The 26,620-nt window shown below is 50.5% G+C and carries 20 protein-coding genes; 12 read left to right on the top strand and 8 right to left on the bottom strand.

The genetic code is table 11. From position 1 onward, the window contains the following. Positions 1-51: 51 nt before the first annotated feature. From Pla110_RS07540 to Pla110_RS07530, 3 genes are all read right to left on the bottom strand, one after another. The gene (locus Pla110_RS07540; RefSeq protein ID WP_144994778.1) at positions 52-1,674 is read right to left on the bottom strand and encodes a PQQ-binding-like beta-propeller repeat protein; all 1,623 of its coding nucleotides are present in this window, start codon (positions 1,672-1,674) and stop codon (positions 52-54) included. Positions 1,675-1,767: 93 nt separating this feature from the next. Continuing rightward, positions 1,768-3,171 (bottom strand): sulfatase family protein, encoded by a 1,404-nt coding sequence (locus tag Pla110_RS07535; protein WP_144994776.1) that lies wholly within the window; start codon positions 3,169-3,171, stop codon positions 1,768-1,770. 138 nt (positions 3,172-3,309) lie between these two features. Beyond that, complete coding sequence (locus Pla110_RS07530) at positions 3,310-3,714, bottom strand: thiol-disulfide oxidoreductase DCC family protein (RefSeq protein WP_144994773.1); 405 nt, start codon at positions 3,712-3,714, stop codon at positions 3,310-3,312. A gap of 502 nt (positions 3,715-4,216) precedes the next feature. Here Pla110_RS07530 and Pla110_RS07525 point away from each other — a divergent pair. From Pla110_RS07525 to Pla110_RS22595, 3 genes are all read left to right on the top strand, one after another. Next, on the top strand, positions 4,217-5,221 hold the full coding sequence (locus Pla110_RS07525) for a vWA domain-containing protein (RefSeq protein WP_144994771.1): 1,005 nt from the start codon (positions 4,217-4,219) through the stop codon (positions 5,219-5,221). A 201-nt stretch (positions 5,222-5,422) separates the two neighbouring features. Further along, complete coding sequence (locus Pla110_RS07520; protein WP_144994770.1) at positions 5,423-8,938, top strand: acyl-[ACP]--phospholipid O-acyltransferase; 3,516 nt, start codon at positions 5,423-5,425, stop codon at positions 8,936-8,938. 314 nt (positions 8,939-9,252) lie between these two features. Then, positions 9,253-9,429 (top strand): DUF6800 family protein, encoded by a 177-nt coding sequence (locus Pla110_RS22595; RefSeq protein ID WP_197440569.1) that lies wholly within the window; start codon positions 9,253-9,255, stop codon positions 9,427-9,429. A gap of 207 nt (positions 9,430-9,636) precedes the next feature. Here Pla110_RS22595 and Pla110_RS07515 read toward each other — a convergent pair whose 3' ends face one another. From Pla110_RS07515 to dnaK, 4 genes are all read right to left on the bottom strand, one after another. Then, a complete protein-coding gene (locus tag Pla110_RS07515; RefSeq protein ID WP_144994768.1) occupies positions 9,637-10,185 on the bottom strand; it encodes a hypothetical protein in 549 nt (182 codons plus the stop codon). A gap of 3 nt (positions 10,186-10,188) precedes the next feature. Continuing rightward, positions 10,189-11,283, bottom strand: a complete 1,095-nt coding sequence (locus tag Pla110_RS07510) for a hypothetical protein (protein ID WP_144994766.1) — start codon at positions 11,281-11,283, stop codon at positions 10,189-10,191. Positions 11,284-11,557: 274 nt separating this feature from the next. Beyond that, positions 11,558-14,182, bottom strand: a complete 2,625-nt coding sequence (clpB, locus tag Pla110_RS07505; RefSeq protein ID WP_144994764.1) for an ATP-dependent chaperone ClpB — start codon at positions 14,180-14,182, stop codon at positions 11,558-11,560. Positions 14,183-14,530: 348 nt separating this feature from the next. Further along, positions 14,531-16,447 (bottom strand): molecular chaperone DnaK, encoded by a 1,917-nt coding sequence (dnaK, locus tag Pla110_RS07500; RefSeq protein ID WP_144994762.1) that lies wholly within the window; start codon positions 16,445-16,447, stop codon positions 14,531-14,533. A gap of 855 nt (positions 16,448-17,302) precedes the next feature. Between dnaK and pheA the strand changes: the two genes are divergently transcribed. The 8 genes from pheA to Pla110_RS07460 all read left to right on the top strand — a co-directional run bounded on the left by pheA (position 17,303) and on the right by Pla110_RS07460 (position 23,652). Continuing rightward, positions 17,303-18,469 (top strand): prephenate dehydratase, encoded by a 1,167-nt coding sequence (pheA, locus tag Pla110_RS07495; protein ID WP_144994760.1) that lies wholly within the window; start codon positions 17,303-17,305, stop codon positions 18,467-18,469. A gap of 373 nt (positions 18,470-18,842) precedes the next feature. Further along, a complete protein-coding gene (gene tpiA, locus Pla110_RS07490; RefSeq protein ID WP_144994758.1) occupies positions 18,843-19,613 on the top strand; it encodes a triose-phosphate isomerase in 771 nt (256 codons plus the stop codon). Between the two features lie 178 nt (positions 19,614-19,791). Beyond that, the gene (secG, locus tag Pla110_RS07485; RefSeq protein ID WP_144994756.1) at positions 19,792-20,190 is read left to right on the top strand and encodes a preprotein translocase subunit SecG; all 399 of its coding nucleotides are present in this window, start codon (positions 19,792-19,794) and stop codon (positions 20,188-20,190) included. Between the two features lie 312 nt (positions 20,191-20,502). Continuing rightward, the gene (locus tag Pla110_RS07480; protein ID WP_261342447.1) at positions 20,503-21,381 is read left to right on the top strand and encodes a YicC/YloC family endoribonuclease; all 879 of its coding nucleotides are present in this window, start codon (positions 20,503-20,505) and stop codon (positions 21,379-21,381) included. Beyond that, positions 21,378-22,019: a guanylate kinase gene (gene gmk / locus Pla110_RS07475; protein ID WP_315851446.1), complete on the top strand. Its 642-nt coding sequence runs from the start codon at positions 21,378-21,380 to the stop codon at positions 22,017-22,019. Before Pla110_RS07480 ends, gmk begins: the two co-directional genes overlap by 4 nt. Positions 22,020-22,026: 7 nt before the next feature. Further along, on the top strand, positions 22,027-22,302 hold the full coding sequence (locus Pla110_RS07470; RefSeq protein WP_144994749.1) for a DNA-directed RNA polymerase subunit omega: 276 nt from the start codon (positions 22,027-22,029) through the stop codon (positions 22,300-22,302). 87 nt (positions 22,303-22,389) lie between these two features. Further along, positions 22,390-22,947 (top strand): flavoprotein, encoded by a 558-nt coding sequence (locus Pla110_RS07465; protein ID WP_144994747.1) that lies wholly within the window; start codon positions 22,390-22,392, stop codon positions 22,945-22,947. Positions 22,948-23,010: 63 nt separating this feature from the next. Next, positions 23,011-23,652: a phosphopantothenoylcysteine decarboxylase domain-containing protein gene (locus tag Pla110_RS07460; protein WP_144994745.1), complete on the top strand. Its 642-nt coding sequence runs from the start codon at positions 23,011-23,013 to the stop codon at positions 23,650-23,652. Positions 23,653-23,803: 151 nt separating this feature from the next. On the opposite strand, the gene Pla110_RS22590 is transcribed toward Pla110_RS07460, so the two are convergent. Then, positions 23,804-23,971, bottom strand: a complete 168-nt coding sequence (locus Pla110_RS22590; protein ID WP_197440568.1) for a hypothetical protein — start codon at positions 23,969-23,971, stop codon at positions 23,804-23,806. Positions 23,972-24,207: 236 nt separating this feature from the next. On the opposite strand from Pla110_RS22590, the gene Pla110_RS07455 reads away from it, so the two are divergent. Next, on the top strand, positions 24,208-26,571 hold the full coding sequence (locus Pla110_RS07455; RefSeq protein ID WP_144999627.1) for a DNA translocase FtsK: 2,364 nt from the start codon (positions 24,208-24,210) through the stop codon (positions 26,569-26,571). The last annotated feature ends 49 nt before the right edge of the window (positions 26,572-26,620 follow it).

Here is a 26,620-nt window from a genome sequence, read left to right as displayed (position 1 = left end):
TAGCATTTTCCGACGGCATTAAATGCCTGACAAGATGCCTGATTAACTGGACTACTTCTCTTTTCGCGGCAGCACATAACAGGCCGCTTCTTCGGCGTTCCGAATCAACAGCTTGTCTCCCGCCACCGCGGGATGATTCCAGGTGATTCCCCCTTGCAGTGCGGGCATGCGATATAGTTCGGTCATCTCTTCAGGAGTCGCTTCAACAAGGGCCAGATCGCCCTGCTCTGTCAACACGATGATGTAGTCATCCACACGCACGATTTGTCCGTAACCGTAGCGACCTTTTTTCCATAACCGCTTGCCAGTGGAAAGATCAAGCGCGGCCAGAATTCCGTCGTCTGCTCCATATGCGTAGTCTCCGATGAGAACCGCATCCTGAAATTTCAAACGGAACTTGTTTTTCGAAACCCAGACTTCCTCAACAGCCCAGGCACCATCCTCGTCTTGAACTGGCTTCAACCGGGCGGAGCCAACGGCATACCCCGAACTGATAAAGATCGACTCGTCATCGAGCACGACAGGCAACGCCGCATTCACCTTGGGTTGATTGGTCCATTCGTAAAACCAAAGCTGCTCCCCCGTCGCTTCACCGAAGCTACCGAGGCCGTCGCCATCAAAGACGAGTAGTTGACGGACATCGCCAATCGTGGCCAACACAGCGCCGGCATATCCAGCCGCGCGACTTCCTGACTGCCAGACAATGCTGCCATCATTACGGTTATATTTAACCACGGACTTATTCTGGTCTCCACCCGGATTGCATACGACAAAGTCGTCATAGACAAGCGGTGATGCGGACATCGCCCAAGTCAGATTGCCTGCCTCGGCGTCTTCCAATATGTCCCGGCTCCAGATGAGCTTGCCAGTGGACGCATCCAGACAGTTTAGAATTCCCGTAGCTCCCAGAGCGTAAATCTTGGAATCGAAAAACGTGGGGGTCGCTCGCGGGCCATCCGATCCGAGTGTTTCGCTGAACCAGACCGGGTCCGCATAAACCCAACGTTGATCTCCCGTTTGCAAATCATAGCAGACAACAGATTCTTCCGGTTTCTCGCTCGTTCCGCGTTGTTCCTGAGTGAAGACATAATCACCGACAACTGCAAATGAAGACCATCCCATTCCGACTGGATGTTTCCAGAGCAACTGAGGAGGATTCGCATCCCAATCAGGATCGAGCCCGAAATCAAGTACCGTCCCATCCCAATCATCACCGCGAAAATGAGGCCAGTCCCCTTCACTGACAGACAAGGTGACCTGTTCAAGTTCTCCATCACCACTGTTCTGAGCGGAAATAAAATTGGCCCGTTTCTCTGCGGCCGAGGGTTGCCAACGCCAAGACCAGGTTGGCAACATATCTCCTTGGAATCGCTCGTACTTATACAACGTCAGAAAGACGATCGCCGGCAGTGCCATTAAGGCCAGACCCGCCAAACGTGTTCGTTTACTGAACCCCGACACAAAGGTCCACCAAAGAACAAGTGCCAGCCCAGTCCCTCCCGTCACGGGATAAAAGGAGAAAACCTGGGCCGTTCGTTCGTCGTCGTAATGGAACCAGGCTGCCGTCTGCAGGCCTCCGCCGATTATGATAATTCCCAGTAAAATCCACCAACGATATTTAAAGAGAAACGAGTTTTTTTTCGTCTCCGTTACTTTGTGCTCCACCTCAGCCATTACTATCACAACTCTCCATAAATGTGGCGACAACGCCTCATGCTTTGCGATCGGAATTATTTTATTGTTTTGTCGTTCGTTGCTGAACCTACATTACTTGCCCGATGTGGGTGTCGGTCGCGTACGCTCTCCCGTCGTGGCGTCGAAGTCATTTGGAATAGGAGTTCGGGTATCGGGGTCCTGCGTTTGTTCCCGCCAGTCAGCCAACTGAGTCCGCATATTTTCCAGTTCATCCTGATAGGCCAGGTCGGTTGCGAGGTTATGGAATTCATACGGATCATTAACTATGTCATATAACTCTTCCACCGCACGGGGATGCACAAAAGCAAATTTCTGTTGTGGTTCGAGCGTCCCCTTAGCATGGGCAGATACCAATGCCTGAAACGAAGGGGAACGAACTGCATCGGCGGGTGGCGTATCGTAGTTCTCCGGGTAGTTGTTATGAATGTACTTGAACTTCATTGATCGGACGCCCCTGCCCCAGAAATCAAAGTTATGCCAGTTTCGTTCGGCATAAACGTACTCCCGATGACTCGTTTCTGGACTCTCCAGCACATCGTTGAAGTCTTCTCCCTGGAAAGTTTCTCCCTGCTCCACTCCTGCAACCTTCAAGAAAGTCGGTGCAAGATCAACGGTGCTTAAGAGTGCCTTGGAGCGTTCTCCCGCTTTTATCTTCGCCGGCCAATGGCAAATAAGTGGTGTTTTGATTCCTGTGTCATAAATTGTCCCCTTACACCTTGGGAAAGGGCGCCCATTATCACTGATGAATACAAACAACGTATTTTCGAGAAGTCCCTGTTTTTCCAGAGTAGCATAAATCTGTCCGACTTCTTCATCGAGGCGGCCAATCTCGTCGTAATACTCGGCGAAGTCCTGCCGGGTTTCTTCGTTATCGATCAGATAAGGCGGAACCACGGCGTCATCCGCAGTATGCGGTTGATTGATCGTATCTGGCTGATACGGTCGATGCGGGTCAGTCGTCGCGATCCAGAAGAAAAACGGCGACTCTGCGGGACGTTCTTCGAGAAACTGTTGCCAAGCATGCAGGTTCGGATCGATTTTGGAGAACCCACGACGGGCATGAGGCCCCAGATGCCATTTCCCGCAGGCGCCTGTGAAGTATCCTGCCTTTTTTAAGTCTTCAGGAAAGAGATGCTGGTCTGCGGGGAGCGGCTCATGCAAGTTAGGGGCGCCGGTGCTGTGCGGGTATCGACCAGTGATCAGACTGCAACGAGTCGGGCTACAGGAACTGACCGTCAAAAAAGCATTGTCGAATGTGACACCACCGTCAGCAAGTTTTGACAAATTCGGTGTGCGAATATGGGGATGCCCGTAAGGTTCGGCATCGTTCCAGGCCATGTCATCCGCAATGAACAGAACGATGTTCGGTCGCTCGGGACTGTTAGTATCCGCAGCGAATGCAACTCGACCTGTTATATGTGTAACTGCAACAAGAGCGAGCAAACAAAAGTAGAGACGTACGTTTATTAATTGCATGGGAAAGGTGACTCTGCTTCTCAAGTTATTCTAGATCGGCTCATTCCAATTCGGCCATTGAAAGCTGACCGGCGAATGCCCAGTCCATTTCATTGTCGCGATCGCTGATGACCATTGCAACGGGTGAGTGGAATCAGGCTAAGGGAGAAATCGTTCCCGCTCTTCGGGCGTCGGTATGCGACAGGCTTCCTTCTTACCGAAAAAACGATAGCGATTTCTTGCCACCAGGCGATATCCCCAGTTGCGAATCGGTTTGGGGATCAACCAGAGCAGCCAACCGAGTAATTTCCAGAAACCGCCCAACTCCCAAAGGAGGCGGGCCACGGCACTGGAATATCGAAATGAACCGAGGTGATTGATAAAAATGACCGTAGACAGACTTTCACGCTCTTCGGGCGATAATTTCTGTTCAGCCGTTTCTCCCTGAAGGGGGGCGAGTTTTATGCTTCCGGCGGTATCGTGACGAATGACGAAATCGACAAAGTGATTACACATCCCACAGACACCGTCGAAGAACAGAACTGAGTTCTCATTTTTTTCCATTTCACGATTCCCTTCTGTCGGCGTGGTCGGACTCACTTGCGAGCTTGAATACTCGCCCTAACGTCGCCCGCCGACGATCGATCCATTTTAACAAATATCGATTTACCCTACTGGCATAACCGTCACATATTTCAGAACTTAACCGATTTCGACTCCCGTCCTCGAAAGTGATCCGAGGCAGGGAAATGAGTGGTCGATCTATATCGAGAGTCTGCTTCCTCTCGTCCAGGATTCAACAGACAAAATCCGCACTCAACCATGCGTCACGCGATTGCGTGGATTCGAGCTGGTTTTTGACTCTGGACACGAGATAATGTGATAAACTGTGCGGATTCGATGTTTTGAAACGATCTGGAAGAAACCAGTCGTCGTGACAGGCGACGCAGCTGATCGATCACGGGTCGATGTCGAACTGTTACCAGTTCCCGCCCCGCCAATGTTTCGAACGGAAATTCAAAACGAAGGCCTTCTATAAATCAAATCAACTTCGAAACCAGGCGACATGTCCATCTCTTATTCGGACAAACTGAATGCTCCCGCCAGCCCGCCACAAGCAGGTTCCGTAACGGTCGATGCTCCTGCTCCTGTCGTTTTTCAACCAGAAACCAAATCCCCAACTACTGAGTATCGTAAATGGTTCACGAGCCTCTCCCTGTCGACGTTCGTGCATTTGCTGGTCATTCTGCTACTCGCTCAATTGATGATGTCGATTCCAGCGGGGACGGCCTACGTTGAAGTGGAGACCACTTGGCAAGACGCTGCCGATAAAGCTCCCGAAATCGAAGAAATCCAGATTGAAACGGTCAAAGAAACCGAACAGGACTCCCCTGCTCCCACATTGGTTCAACCGACTACGCAAGCGGTCGCCGTCCCCAGTCCGCTTCTCTCGGATCTCGCCTCGCCACTGGACAACAGTTGGGAATCCGATTTAGAGAGCCTGGACCTGACGGGCAATATCGGAGAACTGAGCTATGGATCAGGAGTTGATGGGTCAGGCAGTCAGGGATTCTTCAACTCCGATGTCAGTGGTAAAGATATCGTCTATGTGGTCGATGGGTCTGCCAGTATGAACAGTCCTTATCCGGGACGGGAGAAAACTCGCTTTGGCCGAGTCAAAATAGAATTGATTCGTGCGATCCGCTCCATGTCTCCTGAACAAAAGTTCTACATCATCTTCTTCAATACCGAAGCGACTCCTATGCCGGGACGGCGAATGTTGCCCGCAGGGGAAGAAAATGCAGACGAAGCCCTGATCTGGATGAGTAAACATCGAGCCAACGGTGAAACTGACCCCAGCACCGCCATTCAGCTCGCACTCTCTCTAAAACCGGATGTAATCCATTTCCTGACCGATGGAGAGATTAACCCACAGCTGATCGAGACCGTTCGAGGCGTCAACCGCAGCCGGGTAAGTATCAATACTTACTGCATCAGCAATCGGGACGGCGAAAAAGTCGTACTTAAACTGGCCCAGCAAAATGAGGGTCGTTACAAGTTTGTCCCCTGACTTTGCGTCTGTTTTCTGCATCAATTGAGAGGTAGACCATGATTTCCGGAAGCGGTCTCTCGGAAAACAGGACAAGTTTCGGTGGGTAACTCGCGGAAAATTTGCAAAATCCCTAAGATTCGGAGTGGGATTGTCTCTTTAGTATGCGCCTTCAGGATGAGGGACCAGGGACAATTTACTTCAGCAAAATGAACCGAAACGATGAATACCGTAACAGTAACTGAAGCAGATGATCATCGGGGTAGCCTGCGAACTCAAAGTTATCTCGGCCTATGGCTGACTCAGTTTCTGGGAACGATCAACGATAACGCGTTTCGCTGGCTGGCCGTTCCGATCGCCAAAATGGTGTACGACGAATCGACAGCACTTTCACTGGGCCTCGCTTGCTTTACGATTCCTTACCTGCTTTTCGCGACACCAGCCGCCTATCTGGCGGATCGCTACAGCAAACGGTCCGTGATCATTGGCTGCAAAATCGCCGAAATCCTCATCATGGCTCTCGGCCTGTTCTGCATCTGGCTGGGAAGTATTTCGGGGCTTTTCCTCGTTGTCTTCCTGATGGGGATGCAAAGTGCGCTGTTTTACCCATCCAAATTCGGAAGTCTGCCCGAGATCCTGAAATCGGATCAACTTTCCAAAGGGAACGGATTATTGGGAATGGCGACCATCGTCGCCGCCGCCGTGGGATTCGTCTTAGGCATGGAGCTCTCCGAAAAAATCGGCGTGGATTATGAAAACCCGGTTCCGATCTCCTCTCTGAAGATCATGCCTGCGGCCCTCGTTCTATTCACAATGGCGGGGCTGGGACTAATCAGCAGTCTATTCATTAGCAAACTGCCCCCGGCCGACCCGGAACGGGTGCTCCCCAATAACCCAGTCAAAGATACCTACCAGAGTCTAAACCAGCTCTTTAAATCGAAGGCACTTTTCCGGGCCGCCTTGGGCAGTGCCTTTTTCTGGTTCCTCGCGGCGCTCGCTCAATTGAATATCGATGCTTACGGGACGATCCAATTACAGTTGGACCAGACGGCGGTCGGCCCCCTGCTTGCATTGCTGGTTATTGGCGTAGGAGTCGGAAGTGTATTGGCGGGCTACTGGTCTGGAGACCATGTTGAGCTGGGAATCTCCCCCTTGGGAGCTCTTGGAATTGTCTTCAGTTCCATCGTTTTGTACTCCATCGGTGCCCTAGTCGACCCTTCCAATGCTCTTTCAACCAGCTATGCCTACCGTTGGTCTTGCCTCTGTTTACTCGTTCTCGGTCTTGCGGCGGGGCTATTTAATATTCCTCTGGAATCGTACATTCAGCACCGCAGTCCAGATAAAAGCCGGGGAAGAATCCTCGCTGCAGCCAACTTTCTCTGTTTCACTTTGACGTTGTTCGCTTCCGGGCTCTTCTGGGTTTTACGCGAACAGTTGAAGTTGGAACCGAGTACCATTTTTCTGCTGCTCGGGATAGCGACCATGCCCGTCGCGATCTACATCTTTGTGCTACTTCCTAACGCAACAATCCGGTTTGCGGTCTGGCTGGTGACACATACGATTTATAAGGTGCGTGTCTGGGGACGTGGAAATCTTCCCGAACGCGGCGGTGCCCTGCTGGTCGCCAACCATGTAACGTGGCTGGACGGTGTCTTTTTGATGGTGACATCATCGCGGCCGATACGTATGATCGCGTATGAAGATTATGTAAACAAACCTTGGATTAAATGGGTTGCCAAGTTATTCGGTGTCATTCCCATCAAACCGGAAGCGGGCCCCAAGGCGTTAATAACATCGCTGCAACAGGCCCGGCAGGCGATAGAACAAGGCGAACTCGTTTGCATCTTCGCCGAAGGCCAGTTGACTCGCACGGGTCAATTACAGCAATTTCAAGGTGGCGTCATGCACATCTTGAAAGGGACGGACGCCCCTGTTGTCCCCGTCTATCTCGACGAATTATGGGGAAGCATTTTCAGTTATCGCGGTGGACGATTCCTGTGGAAACTACCATTGCGAATTCGCTACCCCCTCTCGATAAAATTCGGCAAACCGATTGAAAAACCGGATAGCGTCCACCAAATCCGTCAGGCCGTTCAGGACCTGGGAGTTGAACTTATGGAAGAACGTAAATCACGCATTATGGTCCCCATCAGGGCATTTCTCCGGCAGTGCCGATCCAGCCTGTTCCGGCGCAAAGTCGCAGACTACTCCGGGAACGAAGCCACGGGCGCAAAACTGCTTATTGGCTCGCTCATTTTCAAGCGGTTATTCCGCCGCAAGAATATCGGCATGACTGAAAACATGGTTGGCGTTCTGCTGCCACCCTCAGTCGCAGCGGCTGTGACCAACACCGCCCTCACCATGAAACATAATGTCGCGGTGAATTTGAACTACACCCTTTCCGAGAAGGATGTCAATCACTGCATCGAGGATTGTGGTATCAAGCACGTCCTGACGAGCCGCCGTTTCCTTGAAAAACGACCGATAGAAATGAATGTGGAGCTAATCTTCCTTGAAGATTTGAAAGAGGAAATCTCTCTCGCCGACAAAGCTATTACTTTTTTTCAGACATATCTTGTTCCCATTTTTCTGCTGGAACGGATTCATGGATTGCATAAGATTGAACCGGACGACATTTTGACCGTCATTTTCACTTCGGGCTCCACAGGGAATCCGAAAGGAGTGATGCTGACCAACTACAACATCGCCACTAACGTCGATGCCGCCATTCAACTGCTGCACTTTGACAAAAACGACGTTCTTCTGGGGGTACTCCCCTACTTTCATTCGTTTGGGTATATGGCAACCTTGTGGTTGGTGATTGCTTCGGAACCACAGGCGGTCTATCACTTCAACCCGATCGACGTAAATATGATCGGGAAACTGTGCGAAAAGTACGGCGTGTCTGTGATCATCACCACGCCGACCTTCCTGAAACGGTACCTCAAACGATGCACTAAGGAGCAATTCTGCCGACTCGATACTGTTGTCACTGGGGCGGAGAAGCTGCCTGTAGAATTGCAAACCGAGTTCTACGAGAAATTCGGTGTACTAGCGACGGAAGGTTACGGAACGACCGAGCTGTCACCGCTAGTCAGCTGTAACGTCCCTGACCATCGCAGCAAGTTGACATCCGAAGTTGGTACGAAGATCGGCACTGTCGGACGGGCCGCACCGAACATCAGCGTAAAAGTCGTCCACCCCGAAACCCGGGAGGATCTGGACGCCGAACAGGAAGGGTTATTGCTCGTCAAAGGGCCAAATGTCATGAAAGGCTATTTGAATCAGCCTGAAAAGACGGCCGAAGTCATTCGGGACGGCTGGTACGAAACAGGCGACTTCGCACGAATTCACCAGGATGGCTTTATTGAGATCACGGGTCGGCAAAGCCGATTCTCCAAAATCGCGGGCGAAATGGTTCCTCACATCAAAATTGAGCAACTGCTCACGAATATCGTGGAATCCCCCGATGACGAAGAAGAGGAAATCGTTCTGGCCGTGACGTCGATTCCAGACGAAAGTAAGGGCGAACGCATCATCGTGGTGCACCGAAAGCTGAACAAACCGACCGATGAGGTCCTGAAATCGCTCGGAAACTGCGATATTCCCAACCTGTGGCTTCCCAGCCGGGATAGTTTTCTGGAAGTCGACCAAATCCCCATTTTAGGGACGGGAAAGCTCGATTTACGGTCCCTGAAGCAATTAGCGATCGATCATTACAGCCGAGTTACGGCCTAATCCACCCCTCCTGAACATTTCTGAGTGGTCCAAATAGCAACAGGACTGGAAAATGGTCGACAAATCGCTTAAAAATAGCCTTCTTAAATTAGACAACAAGAATGGATCGACTTAAGTACCTTGGCCTGATGCCGCCTCTATGTGCTATTAAGCCCTCTATGCGACTCAGGGCGTGCAACGTAGAGTGTGCGATTCAGACTGGCGTCCTCTGGAAATAGAAATCTGCAGGACCTTCCAAGTATGTCGAACTAATATATCAACACATTTGAAACAGTATTGAAGTAAAACACCTTCAGGAAAGGGAGAAGTTCCACATGGGACGCATTGAACGCAGCCGAGAAATTGCCCGACGTCGTACCCGCCGCGCCAAAATTGCCAAGCTCCGCAAAAAATTCGCAGGCGCTAAAACTGACGCTGAAAAACAGGCTTTGCAGGAAAAAGCAGGTCGAGTTAGCCAGTTCGTCGTCCTCGGCGAAAAAACGGCTGACTGAGCGTAGTCAAGTCCGAAGTTCAACCTCTGGACCGCTCAACAGCACTGGTGACATCGTGATGGCAATAAATGAATGTCAGCGAGCACCTCAAAAACAAAAAAAGCGACCGGGAGATTTCCCGGTCGCTTTTTTATTTAGTCGATTGGCAAATTCATTCGTGCTTATTGTCCACGCACTGCACTATTCCAAAGTCGCTGTCCGCATACCCTATTGCTCTCGAAGAAATGGTGGAAGTTCCATTAGAGGGAAGTTTTTTTGCAAGCGGACAATGGCTACCTGATACTCCTCTTCTGGCGCGTTCAATAGCTTCAATGTAATACAATGAAATACCATTAGATTCTCATTGCTGATTACTCCTGCTTGCAAGGGAATCTCGAAGTGCCTCCGCGCTTCCTCTAAGTGGCTGCGAGCACCCTTCGCTATTGCGGTTGCTTCTTTCCCCTTCCCTTTGTCCTTAAGAGATTTGACTTTCCGCATAGCCAATTCATATCTACGAAACTCACGCATTCCTTTTAAGTACTCTGATTCGGGGCGTCCTTCGAATTTTTTAATCTGGAAACCGTAGAATGAATCATCTTCATCCACATGTTGCAACAAATGTTTAAGGTAGTCTTCCTGCTGCATCATTTCATGGCTTTCATCCGGAACACCATAGTACTCCCAAGTAGCAAAAAGGAGTCCCACGCCATAAACAATAAACAGAAGTTTGTAACGAACGAAGATTGATTTGATCAGATTTCCCTTTTGTTCTCCCATTGCCTACAGCCCTTTTTGAGTCTTCTTATTACTGACTTTCCAGATGAAAGAATCGTAGTAATAGTGGATCGTAGCCACGGTTTCGACCGCCATAAAGAAGACAAAGGACAACGCGTTTTTCTCGCTCAACTCTCCCAAACCCGCCTCCGGAATTGATTGCATGTAAGGCTCCATAAAGATCATTAAGTTGAGCCCAAAGTTGAATTCAGAAAATGGCTTGTCGCGAACGATCTGGTATAGGAGCGTATAGACCAGAAGTAACCCAAGGTAGGCACTAATATGCCCAGCTGAGAGGAACCGTTTGATGTAGGTTTCTTCGGTTTCTGAATCCTGAACTTTGCGATCCATATACAGATAGACAATCACCATGTACTGAACTCCGTGCATGATACGATCGGCAATACCGAATACGAATACATTATCGATTTGCCATGCGACGAAATACCAGAGGAAGTAGCTCGATCCGAGGAAACAGTACTTCAATGGATTCAGAGCATGTCCTGTGCGGAGAACCGTTACCAAATGAATCGCATACAGGAAAACATAAACGCCAGTCAGTGACCAGGAAACATTCTGAACCATTGTCACCTGTTCGGCCGTAATTCGCCAATTGTAGACGTACATCTCCCGTACCCAGAAGTTAGTAAAGAGAGGCGCTGTAATCAATAGATTTACAAATAGAACCCAGTTGAGGCAGAGATCCCATTTTCCAGTAGTTGCCATACCCGTTCGCGCTTTGAAGTCGTAAATCCGAGCGAAACCATGCTGCTGCATAATGCTATGCTGATATGCCCAAAATTGAATGAGGGCCAGATAGGTTATTGGTGCGTAATTCAAACCAACCCAAGCGAGGCTGATGATTACAATTGGACCGACAATTAGCCTTTCTCGATATTGGGCCATATCCTCCTTCAAACCAAACGTCCGCACAAAAGTCGCGGCGTGGTGAGGATAGGTGATCCAGACGCTGACGGATAAAAGCGCTACGGCACTCAAATAATTCTGGGCTAGAAGAGAAAAACCAATCGCCAGAAATGGAAGAAGCAGAAAGAACGCCAAGTCCGTACGAAAATTGTGGATATACCCAATGCGAAACATGAAACACTCACATTGATATCAAGAGGGGAATAACGGGAATATATTGGAACTAATTTGGATGTGATAAGTTGCCATCTTATCGCTCGCGCAGTGAGAAAACAACAACTCTTTACTGGACTCGACCATCTTGTTTTCGCGACAACTGCTGGTCTGAACAGGCTTTCCCGGAATTTAGTTCATGGATTTGTATCAAATAATAAGACCACCGCAGTCTTTAGATGTCTAATTGTCTGCCTCAGTTTGGAATTTCTTTATCAACTGAATAACTGAAAACTTATTCAGGCAATTTGGTATCGAAGATGAATCCATCCTGACTGGCATCCACCAGAATGGTACTCCCCTCTTCAAAACGACCGGACAGAATTTCATTCGCCAGTGCATTCTGAATACGCTGCTGAATGACCCGTTTCACTGGTCGAGCTCCGTAAACGGGATCGAAGCCCTCCTGGGCCAGTAACTGCCGAGCGGCCTCTGTCACTTCCAATTCGTAGCCGTTTTTCTCAACCTGCTTTTTCAGCCGGTCCAGCTGCAGTCCCACAATCTGTTTGATCGCATCGCTCTGAAGAGGATGGAAAACGATCGTCTCGTCCACCCGGTTAAGGAATTCCGGTAGGAAGTGCGCCCGTAAGGCATCCAGCACCCGTTCCTTGATTTCCAGCTCGTGCTCCTTGCCGGACAGTTCGATCAGGAACTGGCTTCCAATGTTCGACGTCATCACGACGAGCGTGTTGGTAAAATCAACAGTTCGACCCTGGCCATCCGTCAATCGACCATCATCAAGAAGTTGCAGCAGTACGTTGAACACATCCCGGTGTGCTTTTTCGATTTCATCTAACAGAATGACGCAGTAAGGTTGTCGGCGGACCGCTTCGGTGAGCACTCCCCCCTCTTCATAACCAACATACCCCGGAGGCGCGCCGATTAATCGGGACACTGAATGTTTCTCCATGAACTCACTCATGTCGATCCGTACCATGCTCCGTTCGTCATCGAATAGAAATTCGGCGAGTGCTTTGCACAGTTCTGTCTTACCCACCCCGGTCGGACCAAGGAAGATAAACGAACCAATCGGACGATTTTCATCCTGTAAGCCTGCCCGAGAGCGTCGAATCGCATTGGAGACCGCCTCGACTGCTTCGTTCTGATTGATCATTCTCTGGTGAATCTGATCTTCCATATGGACCAGTTTCTCACGCTCCGATTGCAACATGCGTGACACAGGAATTCCCGTCCAGGTACTGATGACCCGGGCGATATCTTCCGAAGTCACTTCTTCCCGCAGCAATCGATCTTCATCGTTACTCGCGATTTCCTGAAACTTCAGCTCCAACTCGGCCAATCGTTTTTCCGCCGCTTCCAGCTTCACTTGAGACTGATACGCCAATGCGTAATCGTCGTTGCTGTTCGTTTTCTGTGCGCGAGAGAAAGCATTTTCGTACTGAGAGCGTAGCTGCTCGATTTCTTCTTTGAGTGGTTGCAGCCCCGATAGTGCTTCCTTCTCGTTCTCCCATCGGGCTTTCAGCTGATTGACTTCTTCTTCGCGATCCGCAATCTGACGCTTCAGGTCATCGAGTCGCTGTTTGCTGTCCTCGCTCGTCTCACGATCAAGCGCCGCAGCTTCAATCTGCATTCTGGTAAGCTGACGAGTGGCTTCATCGATTTCGACGGGCATCGAGTCGATCTCCATACGGAGTTTACTCGCTGCTTCGTCGATCAGGTCAATCGCTTTGTCCGGAAGAAATCGATCGGCGATGTATCGGTCCGATAACGAAGCCGCCGAAATCAACGCATCATCTGTGATTCGCACACCATGGTGAGTTTCATATCGTTCTTTCAGACCACGCAGAATGGAGATCGTATCTTCGACATTAGGTTCCTGTACGAGAACTGGTTGGAACCGACGCTCCAGGGCGGCATCTTTCTCAATGTACTTACGGTATTCATCTAAGGTGGTTGCACCGACGCAGTGTAATTCACCACGGGCGAGCGCTGGCTTGAGAAGGTTGGAGGCATCCATAGAGCCTTCCGAAGCCCCTGCGCCGACGACAGTATGCAGTTCGTCGATAAACAAAATGATCTGCCCTTCCGCGTCGGTCACTTCTTTAAGAACCGCTTTCAACCGGTCTTCAAATTCTCCCCGGTATTTCGCTCCGGCGATGAGAGCCCCCATGTCGAGAGCGTAAACCCCCTTATTCTTGAGGTTCTGTGGAACGTCCCCTTTGACAATTCGATGGGCAAGCCCTTCCACAATTGCCGTTTTCCCCACGCCTGGTTCCCCAATCAGAACCGGGTTGTTTTTACGACGTCGCGAGAGAACCTGAATGACCCGCCGAATCTCGGCATCTCGCCCGATGACGGGATCAATCTTACCAGCACGGGCGAGCTCGATCAGGTCTTTCGAATAGCGCTCAAGAGCCTGGTATTTGTCTTCGGGATTTTGGTCGGTCACGGTCTGTCCTCCTCGTATCGTTTTCAGGGCGGTCAGAAAATCGGCTTCTTCCACGCCATTCATTTTCAGAAGTCGCTGGGCTTGGTCCTCAGTACGCAGTAGAGCCAGCATCAAGTGTTCCGTCGAAATGAACGCGTCCTTCATTTCATTTGCGATCGTCTCCGAAAGATTCAACACTTTCATCAGTGCCGGACTGGCGCCGGGTTCTGCATTCGAACCACTCACCTTGGGAAGACGATTCAGTTCACTGTCGATAATCTGATCGAGTTGGGCGACGGGTGCCCCGATCTTGTTCAGCAGAGGGACAATAATCCCCTGCTTATCCGCCATTAACCCTTTCAACAGGTGAAGGGGTTGCAACTGCTGGTGCCCACTGTTGAGCGCAAGCTCTTGAGCCGTCTGCAATGCTTCCTGTGCTTTCACTGTTAACTTATCAGGTCGAAATGCCATGGGATTATCTCCTTTTCAGACGGCGCAGCAGAAACGGTTACGTAGAGTTTCGACTGAAACCTCGCCTGGTCATGCTTATTCGTATTATTGACTGGGTTAAACCGATTGTGAAAGGACTTCACTCGGCAATCACCTGGAGCAGGAATAGCTCCGGTGTGCAGGAATGATCTACTGTGATCCAACGAGGTCAGAGTGAACTGTCGATGAATAGTGCAGGAACCGGACAGACTGCCCTCCCCAGCCCGAACGGCTGGGGAGCACAATCTACTTTTCCGGTTAATTTTCCGGATCAAGTTTCCGATGAAACTCCGATCCGAAGAAAGGTGAATATGAAAGTCAGCTTTCAGATTACTCCTTCTTCTCGAATTCAGCATCGATGACATCGTCATCTGCTCCAGAATCAGACGAGGATGATTCGGCACCTTCGGGCGCTGCGCCTTCGGGGGCGGACTGGGCAGCTGATTCGTGCAGCTGTTGTCCCCAGGCCATTGCCGCCTGTTGAAGTTCTTCACAAGCACTGTTGATCGCTTCCACGTCATCTTTACCGATGGCACTTTTGATTTTCTCAATCGAGCCTTCGATAGAAGACTTGGCACTATCATCCAGTTTGTCTTCGTTTTCTTTGAGCATCTTCTCTGTTTCATAAACAAGAGTATTCCCCTTGTTTACGGCTTCAGCCAGCTTACGACGTTGTTCGTCGTCCGCCGCATGCGATTCCGCATCTTTACGCATCTGTTCGATTTCAGAATCAGACAGACCGCTCGATTGCTCGATTCGCACCGAAGCATCTTTACCGGAAGCCAGGTCTTTCGCTGAAACGTTGAGGATACCGTTCACATCGATATCAAAAGAGACCTCGATCTGAGGCACCCCGCGGGGTGCCGGCGGAATACCATCCAGATTGAACTGACTGAGCAGGCGGTTATCCTGCGCCATTTTACGTTCACCCTGGAAGACACGAACCGTCACAGCCGTCTGATTGTCAGCCGCGGTAGAGAACGTCTCTTTTTTGGTGGTTGGAATCGTCGTATTACGTTCAACGAGAACGGTCATGATGGCCCCTTCGGTTTCAATACCGAGAGATAGCGGAGTCACGTCCATCAAAACCATGTCAGAAACATCACCAGTGATAATTCCGCCCTGGATCGCCGCACCAATTGAAACGACTTCGTCCGGGTTAACCCCCTTGTGGGGTTCTTTACCGAACATCTTGCCAACGAAGTCCTGGACTTTAGGCATACGAGTTGAGCCACCAACCAGTACGACTTCATCGATTTCGTTTGGCTTCAAACCGGCATCACGCAGCGCGTTTTCAACAGGTTTACGACAGCGTTCGATCAATTTATCGACGAGGCGTTCGAATTCCGAACGGGAGATGTTCATCTGCAGGTGCTTGGGTCCACTGGCATCCGCCGTGATAAACGGCAGGTTGATGTCGGTGGTCTGTGAGCTGGAAAGTTCTTTTTTCGCTTTCTCAGCTGCTTCACGTAAACGCTGCAGAGCCATCGGATCGTTCCGCAGATCGACTCCCTGCTCTTTTTTGAACTGGTCCGCAATGTGGTTGATCAGCTCTTCATCGAAGTCGTCACCACCCAGGTGAGTATCTCCGTTAGTACTGAGAACTTCTACAACTTCGTCACCGATCTCGAGGATCGAAACGTCGAACGTTCCACCACCAAGGTCAAATACGACGATCTTTTCTTCTTTTTTCTTTTCCAGACCGTAGGCCAAAGCCGCTGCAGTCGGCTCGTTAATAATACGAGCCACTTCCAGACCGGCAATTTGACCAGCGTCTTTGGTCGCTTGTCGTTGTGCGTCGTTGAAGTAAGCCGGAACCGTAATTACAGCTTTGTTAACTTTGTGTCCCAGATAGCTCTCTGCGGCTTCTTTTAATTTACGCAGAATCAGCGCAGAGATTTCAGGAGGAGAATAGTCTTTGCCGTTGGCGTGGATCTTCACATAGTCAGAAGCCCCCCCAACGATCTGGTAAGGAACGATTTTTTCTTCGTTCTCAACTTCACTGTGACGACGTCCCATGAAGCGTTTGACAGAGTAGATTGTGTTCGTCGGATTCGTAACCGCCTGACGTTTGGCAGGTTCACCAACCAGAGTCTCCCCTTTTTCGGTAAACGCGACCACACTCGGCGTAATTCGATTGCCTTCGAGGTTGGCGATCACACGGGGCTCGCCCCCTTCCATCAATGAGACAACCGAGTTGGTGGTACCCAGGTCAATTCCGATCACCTTTTCACCCTCGACAGCCATAATGATGCTCCTTTCAAAGTTGATCGCTCACTCATTTGGTTACTTCCCTCCCTGAGGAAAACGAGCCAAACGGGTGCAGCAGATCGGTGCATATAGTCTATTAAATATTTACAGTAATTGATTTTTCTCTTTTTCAGTCCCCGGCATCAAGGCCAAGAGAAGCTTGGACCACCTCGAATAAGGCAAACATTGTGCCAAGCAACCACAACAACCAACAATAGCACAACAGACTGATACAAAAGAACTTACAACCGTTTCGTATTCATAAAGAATTACAACAATGCCATATTGGCACCCACCCCTAACATAAGTGGGCTGAGGACGGGTGCCATATTGGCAGAAAGGCACCCTCAGGGGTTTCCTGGAGTTTTGAATATCCCTGTTTTGAACGCCCAAATACCAGACTCACCTGGGGGCTTCTCGATCCGTCTGACTGCTTGACATTCATCTGGAGCCTCTGTACAAAGTCAGTAACAATTTAACACCTTGTCGGGCCACTCTTTCCAGCAAAAAAAGTCCCGAGTTCCCGAATTCAGTCGAACGTCAGACTGTCTCCACTGAGCCATTTTTCACGGCCCACAGGCGGATCTGACTCAGATTAACAATCGAACCGGCACGACAAGAATATAAGTTGTTATTACCAAACGATTTAAAACTACTTTCAGAAGATGGGCTGTGGAAATCGTTTCGACAACAGGCACTGATGGCCATTGTCGGGAAATCTCATTCGGCGATATCTTATTCTATAAAACATTGTGACAAACGATTTAGGGAATCAGAATGCTGCCAAAACCAGTTCCCTCTGGTTTCCGCTGACACAGCCTGAATTCGCTAAGTAACTTATGGAACGCATCCATGGCCAAGAAGTCGTCGCCTGGTAAGAAGAAACGTTCTCCTTCAACGAGCCGCAAAGAGGTGAAGAAGAAGGTCAAGAAGGCCGTTCCTCGCAAATCGCCTTCCAATCCGGAAACCGAATTGAAGCAGATCGACAAAGAGTTGATCAAGCTCATGGGTTCCCGGGTCGCACTGCTCACAAAAGTGCATGGAAAAGACGCCGACAGCAATACTGTCCAGGCGCATTTCCGGTCCGAGGACGCACTTTGGGAACAACTGGAGAAACTGAATAGCAATGGTGCGATCTCAAACATCGCGCTGCGAAACATCTTCCGCACCTTACTGAGTGAATCGCGACGTGGCGTTCATATGCCTCGCGTTTCCTATCTCGGTCCTTCATATAGCTTTACGCACTTAGCTGCAATGGAGCGTTTTGGTGAAAACACGGACCTCGTCCCTGTGAACACCATTGCGGCTGTTTTCGAGTCGGTTAACCGGGGACACGCGGATTACGGCGTTGTTCCTATTGAGAACAGTACCGATGGACGTGTTGTGGACACACTCGACATGTTCACTCGCCTTCCACTGCGAATATGCGGCGAAGTCCAGATCGGGATACACCACAACCTGCTGGCGAAATGCCCAAGAAGCGAAATCACTGAGATTTACAGTAAACCTCAGGCGTTTTCTCAATGTCGCGAATGGCTGGCAAAGAATATGCCGCAAGCCCGCTTGATCGAAGTCACCAGCACATCCACCGCTGCCCAGCTCGCTCGAGACAAACATGGTGCAGCAGCCGTGGCCAGCCACCAGGCAGCCTTGGAGTATAATCTCGATTTCGTTGCCGAAAATATCGAGGACAACGCCAATAATGTGACTCGTTTTGCCATTATCGGCCACGACGACGCGGAAGCAACCGGTCGAGACCGCACCGCTCTGCTGCTGCAGATTCCCCACGAACCTGGTTCGCTGGGAGACGCTCTTTCCACTTTTAAGAAGCACAAAGTCAATCTGACCTGGATTGAGTCATACCCACTGCGCGGGAGCGAAGTGGGATACTTGTTCTTCCTCGACTTCGAAGGCCATGTCAAAGAACCGCGAATTAAACGCGCCATCGGCGATCTGGAGAAAAAAGCGATTCGCATTGAAATCCTGGGGTCTTATCCCCGCTGCGAGTCCTTGAAATAAGTGTTCACCAACGACTGGTAAAATCGGGGCTCTTCACAGAGTGCCGTTTTTACTGAAGTCTGCTGCATCATCGAACTTCGAGCTGCCAGTGCCTTGCCAAACAGGTTTTGGGTTGGGATGATACCCCGTTGCTGGGCACCTTGATTTCTGGCTGCGATTCTGTTTTCTCCAGAGGAGTTAAGGGGTCATCAGCCCTGACTGCAAGAAGTCGCTCCTGAAGATGAGATGTGAACGCCATTTGGGTACGCTCGTATCTTCTGCCTTCACCTCCGTAAAGTCTTCAATCACAGAGTTTACGTTCGTAGAAGCGACTCAGACACATTCCAAACAGCGTTTTAATCGACCTGAGACATAGACAAGAAAGATCAGACAGATGCGGAAACTGGTTGCGGCAGGTAACTGGAAAATGAACACGACCCTCGATTCAGCGGGTGCTTTGGCCAGTGATCTGGCGAAGAAAGTTCAGCAGGAAAGCAGCGTTGAAGTAATTCTCTGCCCCCCTTTCCCTTACCTGACCACAGTGAAAGAGAAGGTCTCCGGCTCGTCTATCAAAATCGGCGGTCAGAACTGCTACCACGAAACTGAAGGTGCCTTCACGGGAGAGACTTCCGTTGGGATGTTGCAGGACATTGGTTGCGACTGGGTAATCCTGGGCCACAGTGAACGCCGCCACGTCATGGGCGAAACCGACGCCGATATCAATAAAAAGACGGTAGCCGCTCTCGAAAAAGGGCTGGGCGTCATACTTTGTGTCGGCGAACTGCTCGAAGAGCGTCAGGCCAACAAAACCAACGAAGTGCTGCAAACCCAGATGGAAGGTGGCCTGTCAGGCGTTTCCGCTGAAGCACTGAAGAACGTGATCATTGCGTACGAGCCAGTCTGGGCGATTGGTACTGGGGTAACCGCCTCTACTGAAGAAGCGGAATCTGCCCATGATTTCTTGCGAAAATGGCTCACTTCCAACTACAATGCCGACGTTGCGGAATCGACAAGAATTCTCTACGGTGGCAGCGTTAAACCGGACAATGCGGAAGAACTAATGTCGCAACCGAATGTAGACGGAGCACTCGTCGGTGGAGCGAGCCTGAAAGCCGACTCTTTTGGCGGCATCATTGATGCTGCTGTTAAACTGTCTCAAGGGTAATTCCGACACCGGCATCCTGCCGAACCTCTCGGTGAGTGAATGAGTTAGGGTTTCAACATATTTTCGGATGAGAGATCATCCAACCTAATCTTCCCTCAATCAAAAACTGTACAAAACAAACTGTTGATACTTGATCGGCACAGGAAGCTTGCCGAGACAATTTAAGGACAAAGTCATCATGCCAACGTTTCTGGTTCTTCTTTTGATTCTGGTCGGACTGTTTCTGATGCTGATCGTCCTGATCCAGAAGGGTCGTGGCGGCGGACTGGCGGGAGCCTTCGGCGGAGCGGGCGGACAGAGTGCCTTTGGTACGAAAGCGGGCGACGTTTTCACCAAAATCACGATTGTCGTCGCTACCATCTGGTTTGTGCTTAGTGCCATCACAGGAATGGTTATCAGTGCTCAATCGGATAAACTGGGAGACCAATTTAAGGGTGCAGAAACATCTTTATCCGCTCCCGATGGTTTGGAAGACGGCACTGCAGGTTCCGCAGAGGCAGGCTCAGGTGTTGTTGAAGAAGAGATTGATTTCGAGACCGACATCACTGTTCCTGAAGATTCCGGATCGAATGAATAATTGCCAGTAGTTCGACCTCGTTTCAATAGCACACCGGTTTCAGATGGATAGTTTTGATCTCGCCAGTCAGCACGGCAGCAACTAATTAAGTCGCTGTCTTCCCGCTTAGGTCGGTTTTTTTAGACAAGAGCTGTAGCGGCGTTACCGCTCATTGAAGTTCGATCCATAACAAAGTGGTAATCGGAACGGATCACGAAAACCAACGGCAGTTCCTTCTCTCTCACTTTCTCTGGTTGACGACTTGTTGGCGTGCCTGACACCCTTCAGACGAACGACCTTAAATTATCGGAGCCTCAAACTGTGCTCTTAAGTATGACCGGATTCGGCGACGCTCGCGTGCAGGAACATTCGATGAATGTTGCCGTTGAGATTCGCGCGGTCAACAATCGATACTTTAAGCTCTCGCTAAAATCACCTGATTCATACGCCCGATACGAAGGGGACATTGAGCGGGTAGTGCGGGAAGTGATTCGACGCGGCACAGTCCAAATTGCCATCAGTGTTCAGCAGATGCAGGAAGAATCCCGGTACGAATTCAACGAGCCTGCGCTGCAGGAATACTGGAATCAATACCGAAAATTGGCTTCGGACCTCCCCGGCGTTCCAGACGAATCCCCTGCCCTTTCGTCATTCTTTCAATTGCCCGGAATCATTCGCGAAAAACCACAGGCGGAAGAAATTTCGACTGAGGAATGGAACGTCATTGAGAAATGCTTGCGACAGGCGTTATCCAAACTGCAAACCTTCCGTGAAAAGGAAGGAGAATCGATTCGTCAGGACTTGGGGAATAGTTGCAAAGTGGTACGGCGAGAACTGGAAACAGTCGAAGAAAGAGCCCCACTGGTTGTTTCGGAATACCGCAGCCGGATGTTATCGCGTCTTGATGAAGTCCTCTCTGAACAGAGCGTGACGATTGAAGCGTCGGACATCATTCGTGAAGTCGGGATTTTCACTGACCGCTGTGATATCAACGAGGAAATATCTCGTCTGAAATCCCACTTAAATCAATTTGAATCGTTTCTAAGCAAAGAAGAATCGATGGGGCGCAAGCTGGAATTCCTTAGCCAGGAAATGTTCCGGGAAGTGAATACCATCGGCTCCAAGGCGAACGACATTACGATCTCACACGCCGTTGTTGAGATGAAAGCCTCTGTCGAACGCGTCCGCGAAAATTTGCAGAACGCCGAATAGTCGTTTCACTACATGACATTACCAGAACAATAAAGGAAATAACGTCGGTGACCGAGTCGGAGGGATCTTTGCAAGAAGAACCGAAAATCTTGATCTTGTCCGGGCCCAGTGGTAGCGGCAAAACAACGATCGTAAATGAATTGATGAATCGCCAACCGGTTCATCTGGTCAAATCGATCTCTGCCACTACACGTCCTCCACGCGAGCATGAAGTCGACAAAGCCGATTATTATTTCCTCGATCGTGACACGTTTGATCAAAAGTTAGAGCAGGAAGAGTTTCTGGAGCACGCGGAAGTCTTTCAGACGGGCTATATTTATGGCACTCTGAGGACGGAAGTGGATCGGGCAGCACGACAGAATGCGTGGGCATTTCTCGAAATCGACGTCGAGGGAGCTATGAAAGTCATGGAACGCTATCCGCATTCGCTTACAATCTTCCTTAAAACTCCTTCAGAAGATGTTTACGAACAACGACTTCGAAATCGGGGAACCGAAAACGAAGAAACCATACAACGACGTCTGGCGACGGCCCGACGCGAACTCTCGTTTGCAGATCAATACCGACACCGGGTAATCAATGACGATCTGGAACGAGCTTTAGACGAAATCACTCAAATCCTTGTGGCACAGGAGTAACTGGCTAATGCTGGATGAATTTAAGAATGACGATATGATTAAAAAGGTAGGCGGTCGTTTTAAGCTAACCGCCCTTATCCAGAAACGCGTCGTCGCGTTGAATCGAGGTGCACGCCCACTGGTTGAACTGCCCACCAAAAATCTCATGCAGGTTGTCGTCCAGGAAATCTTGCAAGAAAAAATCTTCCTCGACGAAGCGGGGAACGTCGCCATCGCCTCGGACGAGACTCCCGATGTTCTGCAAATGCTGGATGACGCCGGTCCGACCGACGAAGATATGTAGAAAGACTCGGAACACCCACGGTTGTCAATCTGGCAATCTCGTTCTGGTCTACCACGGTAATTACACGCTCACGATTAAAGGTGGGGCATGTCGAAACCTGAAATTTTGCTGGGCATAACAGGAGGAATAGCCGCGTACAAAACGGCTGATCTTGCCAGTAAGCTGGTTCAGGCTGGGTACGCCCTTACGGTCGTGATGACGGAATCGGCTACCCGGTTCATGGGTCCTGCCACCTTTGAAGCTCTTTCCGGGCGGCATGTCTACACGCACTTATTTCCCGCTCACGATCATCACCTTGGGGAGCATATTGAGCTCGCGCGGCGGGCTCAATTGATGGTGGTTGCACCGGCGACGGCAAATTATATGGGACGAGTCTCTCAGGGGCTCGCTGATGATCTGCTGTCAACATTAGCGTTAACGATCACCTGTCCCCTGCTCCTCGCGCCGGCAATGAACACAGAAATGTGGAATAAGGCCCCAGTTCAGCGAAACCTTAAGCAGCTGCAGGAGGATGGCATCCATCTGGTGGGGCCTGAAAGTGGATGGCTGAGTTGCGGACAAATCGGCCCGGGTCGAATGGCCGAGCCGCCCGAGATTTTCCAGCGGATCCAGGAACTGCTGCCTCTCAATTCTTCTAAATCATAAACGGCACCCGGCCACTTCGAACGTCTCCCTATCCACAATCGCACACACCTCCCTTAATCCGTTATGCGTATCCTGATTACTGCCGGTCCCACCCGCGAATATATTGATGATGTCCGCTATCTCTCCAATGCCAGTAGCGGACGCATGGGTTATGCGCTGGCTCAAGCGGCTCTCACTCAGGGGCATCAAGTCGTGCTGGTGAGCGGCCCGGTCGATCTGAAACCACCGGAGGGGTGCGAGTTCCATTCGGTGGAGACCACCGACGAAATGCGAGACGCGAGCGTTGCCCACTTTCCTGACTGTGATGGCGTTATCGCTGCTGCGGCTGTCAGTGACTACAAACCTCGTGAGCGAGTTGAAGGAAAGCTTGCAAAAACAGGTGGCCCCATCAGTATCGATATGATCGAGACCGACGACGTGCTTGCTCAACTGGGCGCAGCCAAAGGTTCCCGCTGGGTCGTGGGATTTGCATTGGAGTCGCAGAACGCACGAGAGAACGCTCTGCAGAAACTGCGTGCGAAAAACTGCAACTGGATAGTTTTAAATCATCCCACTGCGATTGGCAGCCTCGACAATCAGATCGAGTTGATCGATGACACCGGTCATCCGATTATGAAGTGGGCGGGAGCCAAGCAGGATATATCAAACCAGCTGATCCAATGGCTCGAAACGAATCTTCCGGATTCGAGCCGCGATCTGGGCTAATATTCATCGGGTTTTGATGAATTCTCTCAAGATCGAATGAGCAAACGAGGCACTTATCTATTGCCCGCAAACTCACCCCAGTTTGCCGCTTTGCCGTAATACGATCTTAGCCGCTCCGTGATAAAAAAACTGATTACCCAAGCACGGCTTTTCAAAGCATTCCGTCGGCGACGTGATAGGTTTGAGTGGAATCAATCAAGTCATCGACTTGTGCGAGCTCCTGATCAACGACTTCCGGAATGGTTAAGGTCTTCGGGGAAAAACGCGTACGCTTTCCGACAGAGAGTGAACGGCACTGTTCCCACCCATTGGAAGTCATGTCAGCCAGTCGTCTCTGTTTGAGTTGGTTTTAAAACTGATGGAGAACTGCCGGACGGCCTGATATTCAGAAACCTGTCTGCTGCACCGGGAAACTGCGGCAGACAGGTTTTCTGCTGAATACAGGTATATTTGCGGACACTGACTGACGCTTGATCGAGTGGTTAACCAGAGACAAGAAGTTTCGGGTTCTCACGTTCACCCTAGATCATTCCTCACAAGGATTCCTGTCCGATGATGTTCAATCTCAAGCGGCTCGGAACCGACTTCCTCGCGCTCGGATTGCTAGCCGCAATTTGCTTTCTCGGGTTGAGTCTCGTCACGTACTCACCTCAGGATCCCCCTTCAACAATCGTGTACCCTCCCCCCGCTGAACTAACTAACTGGGGGGGCCCGATCGGCGCGCATCTGTCCCATTCCCTGCTGAACGGTTTCGGGTACGGGGCTTTTTACGTCCTCTTAATGCTGGTTGCGACTGACTTTCGGCTCTTTTCGCGAGAAGAATATCAAGATGCACTAGGGCGACTGCTCGGGCGCATGCTGATTCTGGCAGCCGTCTGCATCGGGTTTGCCCTTTATCTGCCAGCACACACTCCGGGGCCGGTTGTGGGTAGTGGTGGTTACTTGGGAGCGTGGGGAAAGGCGCTCGCTGAAAACGAGTTTCGACCTTACGGCGTGATTGTGCTGCTGGTGACCTGCCTCATCGCGGGTGAGATGCTCGCCAATGACCTGGCCTTTATCCGTAAACCACTGAAATTGGTCCTTCTTCCACTGTATGTGCTGCTGCTTCCCTTCCGAGCATTGAGACGGAAGCGGAGTTCGTCAGATGTAGCTGAAGTGAAGGAAGAAAAGAAAGCTCCGAAGGTCGTCACTCGTGAATCAGCCGACGCCGTCGAGGAAGAGCTGAACGCTGAAGACGAGGAAGATGAAGAATTAGAGGAGCAGGAAGAAGATGAGGAATTAGCTGCAGAGGAAGATGAGTACGAAGAACCGGTTGTCCGGGCGCCGATTAAAGTCAATCCTCCCATGATGAACAGAGCTTCTAAAGTGACTGGTGCAGAAAGTCGTGTGGAAGAGGACCAGTACGACTACGTCGAAGACTATGAACTTCCCGATCTGTCATTACTTGAAGACCCGGAAGACTTCCCTTATGACCTTCTGGCGGAAAAGGCACAATTGGCTGCTCAGACATTGGAGAAAACCTTCCAGCAGTTTGGACTGAATGTCAAAGTCTCCGAAATTGACACCGGTCCGGTGGTCACTCAATTCGAACTTGAACTGGAAGCTGGTCTTCGTGTTTCCAAAGTCGCCGCTTTGGAAGATGACATTGCCATCGCGTTGCGTGTTCCGGCCGTACGTGTTGTATCTCCTATTCCTGGAAAGAATACGGTTGGAGTCGAAGTTCCGAATGAAAAACAGGTCATGGTTCGACTGAAAGAGTTGATCGAATCGATGCCGGAAGAAACTGCTCAGCTTCGCATTCCGGTTTACCTGGGTAAAGACGTGACTGGACACCCATTGGCAGTCGACCTGACCAAGATGCCTCACCTGTTGATCGCCGGGCGTACGGGAACAGGTAAATCGGTCTGTTTGAACACTCTGATTCTTTCCATGCTGATGACCCGTTCTCCCGAACAGGTCAAGATGTTGATGATTGACCCAAAGATGGTCGAGCTGAGTCCTTATAAACGGGTACCGCACTTGATGCATCCCGTGATCACGGACATGAAGAAAGCGGAAGCAGTCCTCTCGTGGGCGGTCGATAAGATGGAAGAACGTTACGACTGGCTGGCCCGAGTTGGTGTGCGACATCTGGATTCGTACAACAAACTTGGTAAAGAAAAGATTCTCGAAAAGATGGGACTCGATCCTGACTCTGAGGAAGCCGAAGCCATTCCGGAAACGATGCCGTATATCGTCATCATTGCGGACGAAATGGCGGACATGATGATGACATCGGGTAAAGAGGTCGAAGCCCATATTATCCGTCTGGCTCAGAAGTCGAGGGCAGTCGGGATTCACCTGGTTCTTGCTACGCAGAAACCGACGGTCGACGTTATTACGGGTCTGATTAAATCGAACTTGCCCGCTCGAATTTCTTTCCAGGTGGCCAGCCGAACTGACTCTCGCGTCGTGCTCGACGAGATGGGTGCCGAGCGACTATTGGGGAACGGCGATATGCTTTACCTGACACCGGGAACGAGTAACATCGTGCGTGCTCAAGGAACGTTCGTCAGTGACGAGGAAGTGAATTCGATCATTGACTTCTATTCCGATTACGCCCCTCAGTACAGCGAAGAACTGGCACGCGTGGGAGCATCGGGCGGGGGTTCCGGAAACCTCAACGAAATGCGAAAACGAGATGACCTGTATGAGCAAGCGATTGAAGTTGTTGTCCGGGAAGGCCGAGGTTCGGTTTCGCTACTGCAGCGTGCCTTGGGCATCGGTTATGGTCGTGGTGCACGACTCATCGACTATATGGCAGAAGATGGTATTGTAGGTGACTACAACGGTTCCCAAGCGAGAGAAGTTCTCTATTCATGGGAAGACTGGGAGGCGCTCAAGAACGGCGGATCAGTTCCTCAGGAAGAATTTGCCTGATGTGACATTTGCTCACGACAATAAAAAACGGCTGCAGATATTATTCTGC

The sequence above is a fragment of the Polystyrenella longa genome, assembly GCF_007750395.1.
In the GTDB taxonomy this organism is placed as follows: domain Bacteria; phylum Planctomycetota; class Planctomycetia; order Planctomycetales; family Planctomycetaceae; genus Polystyrenella; species Polystyrenella longa.
Note: the sequence above shows the minus strand (reverse complement) of the source record. Positions and strands in the feature narration are given on the sequence as shown.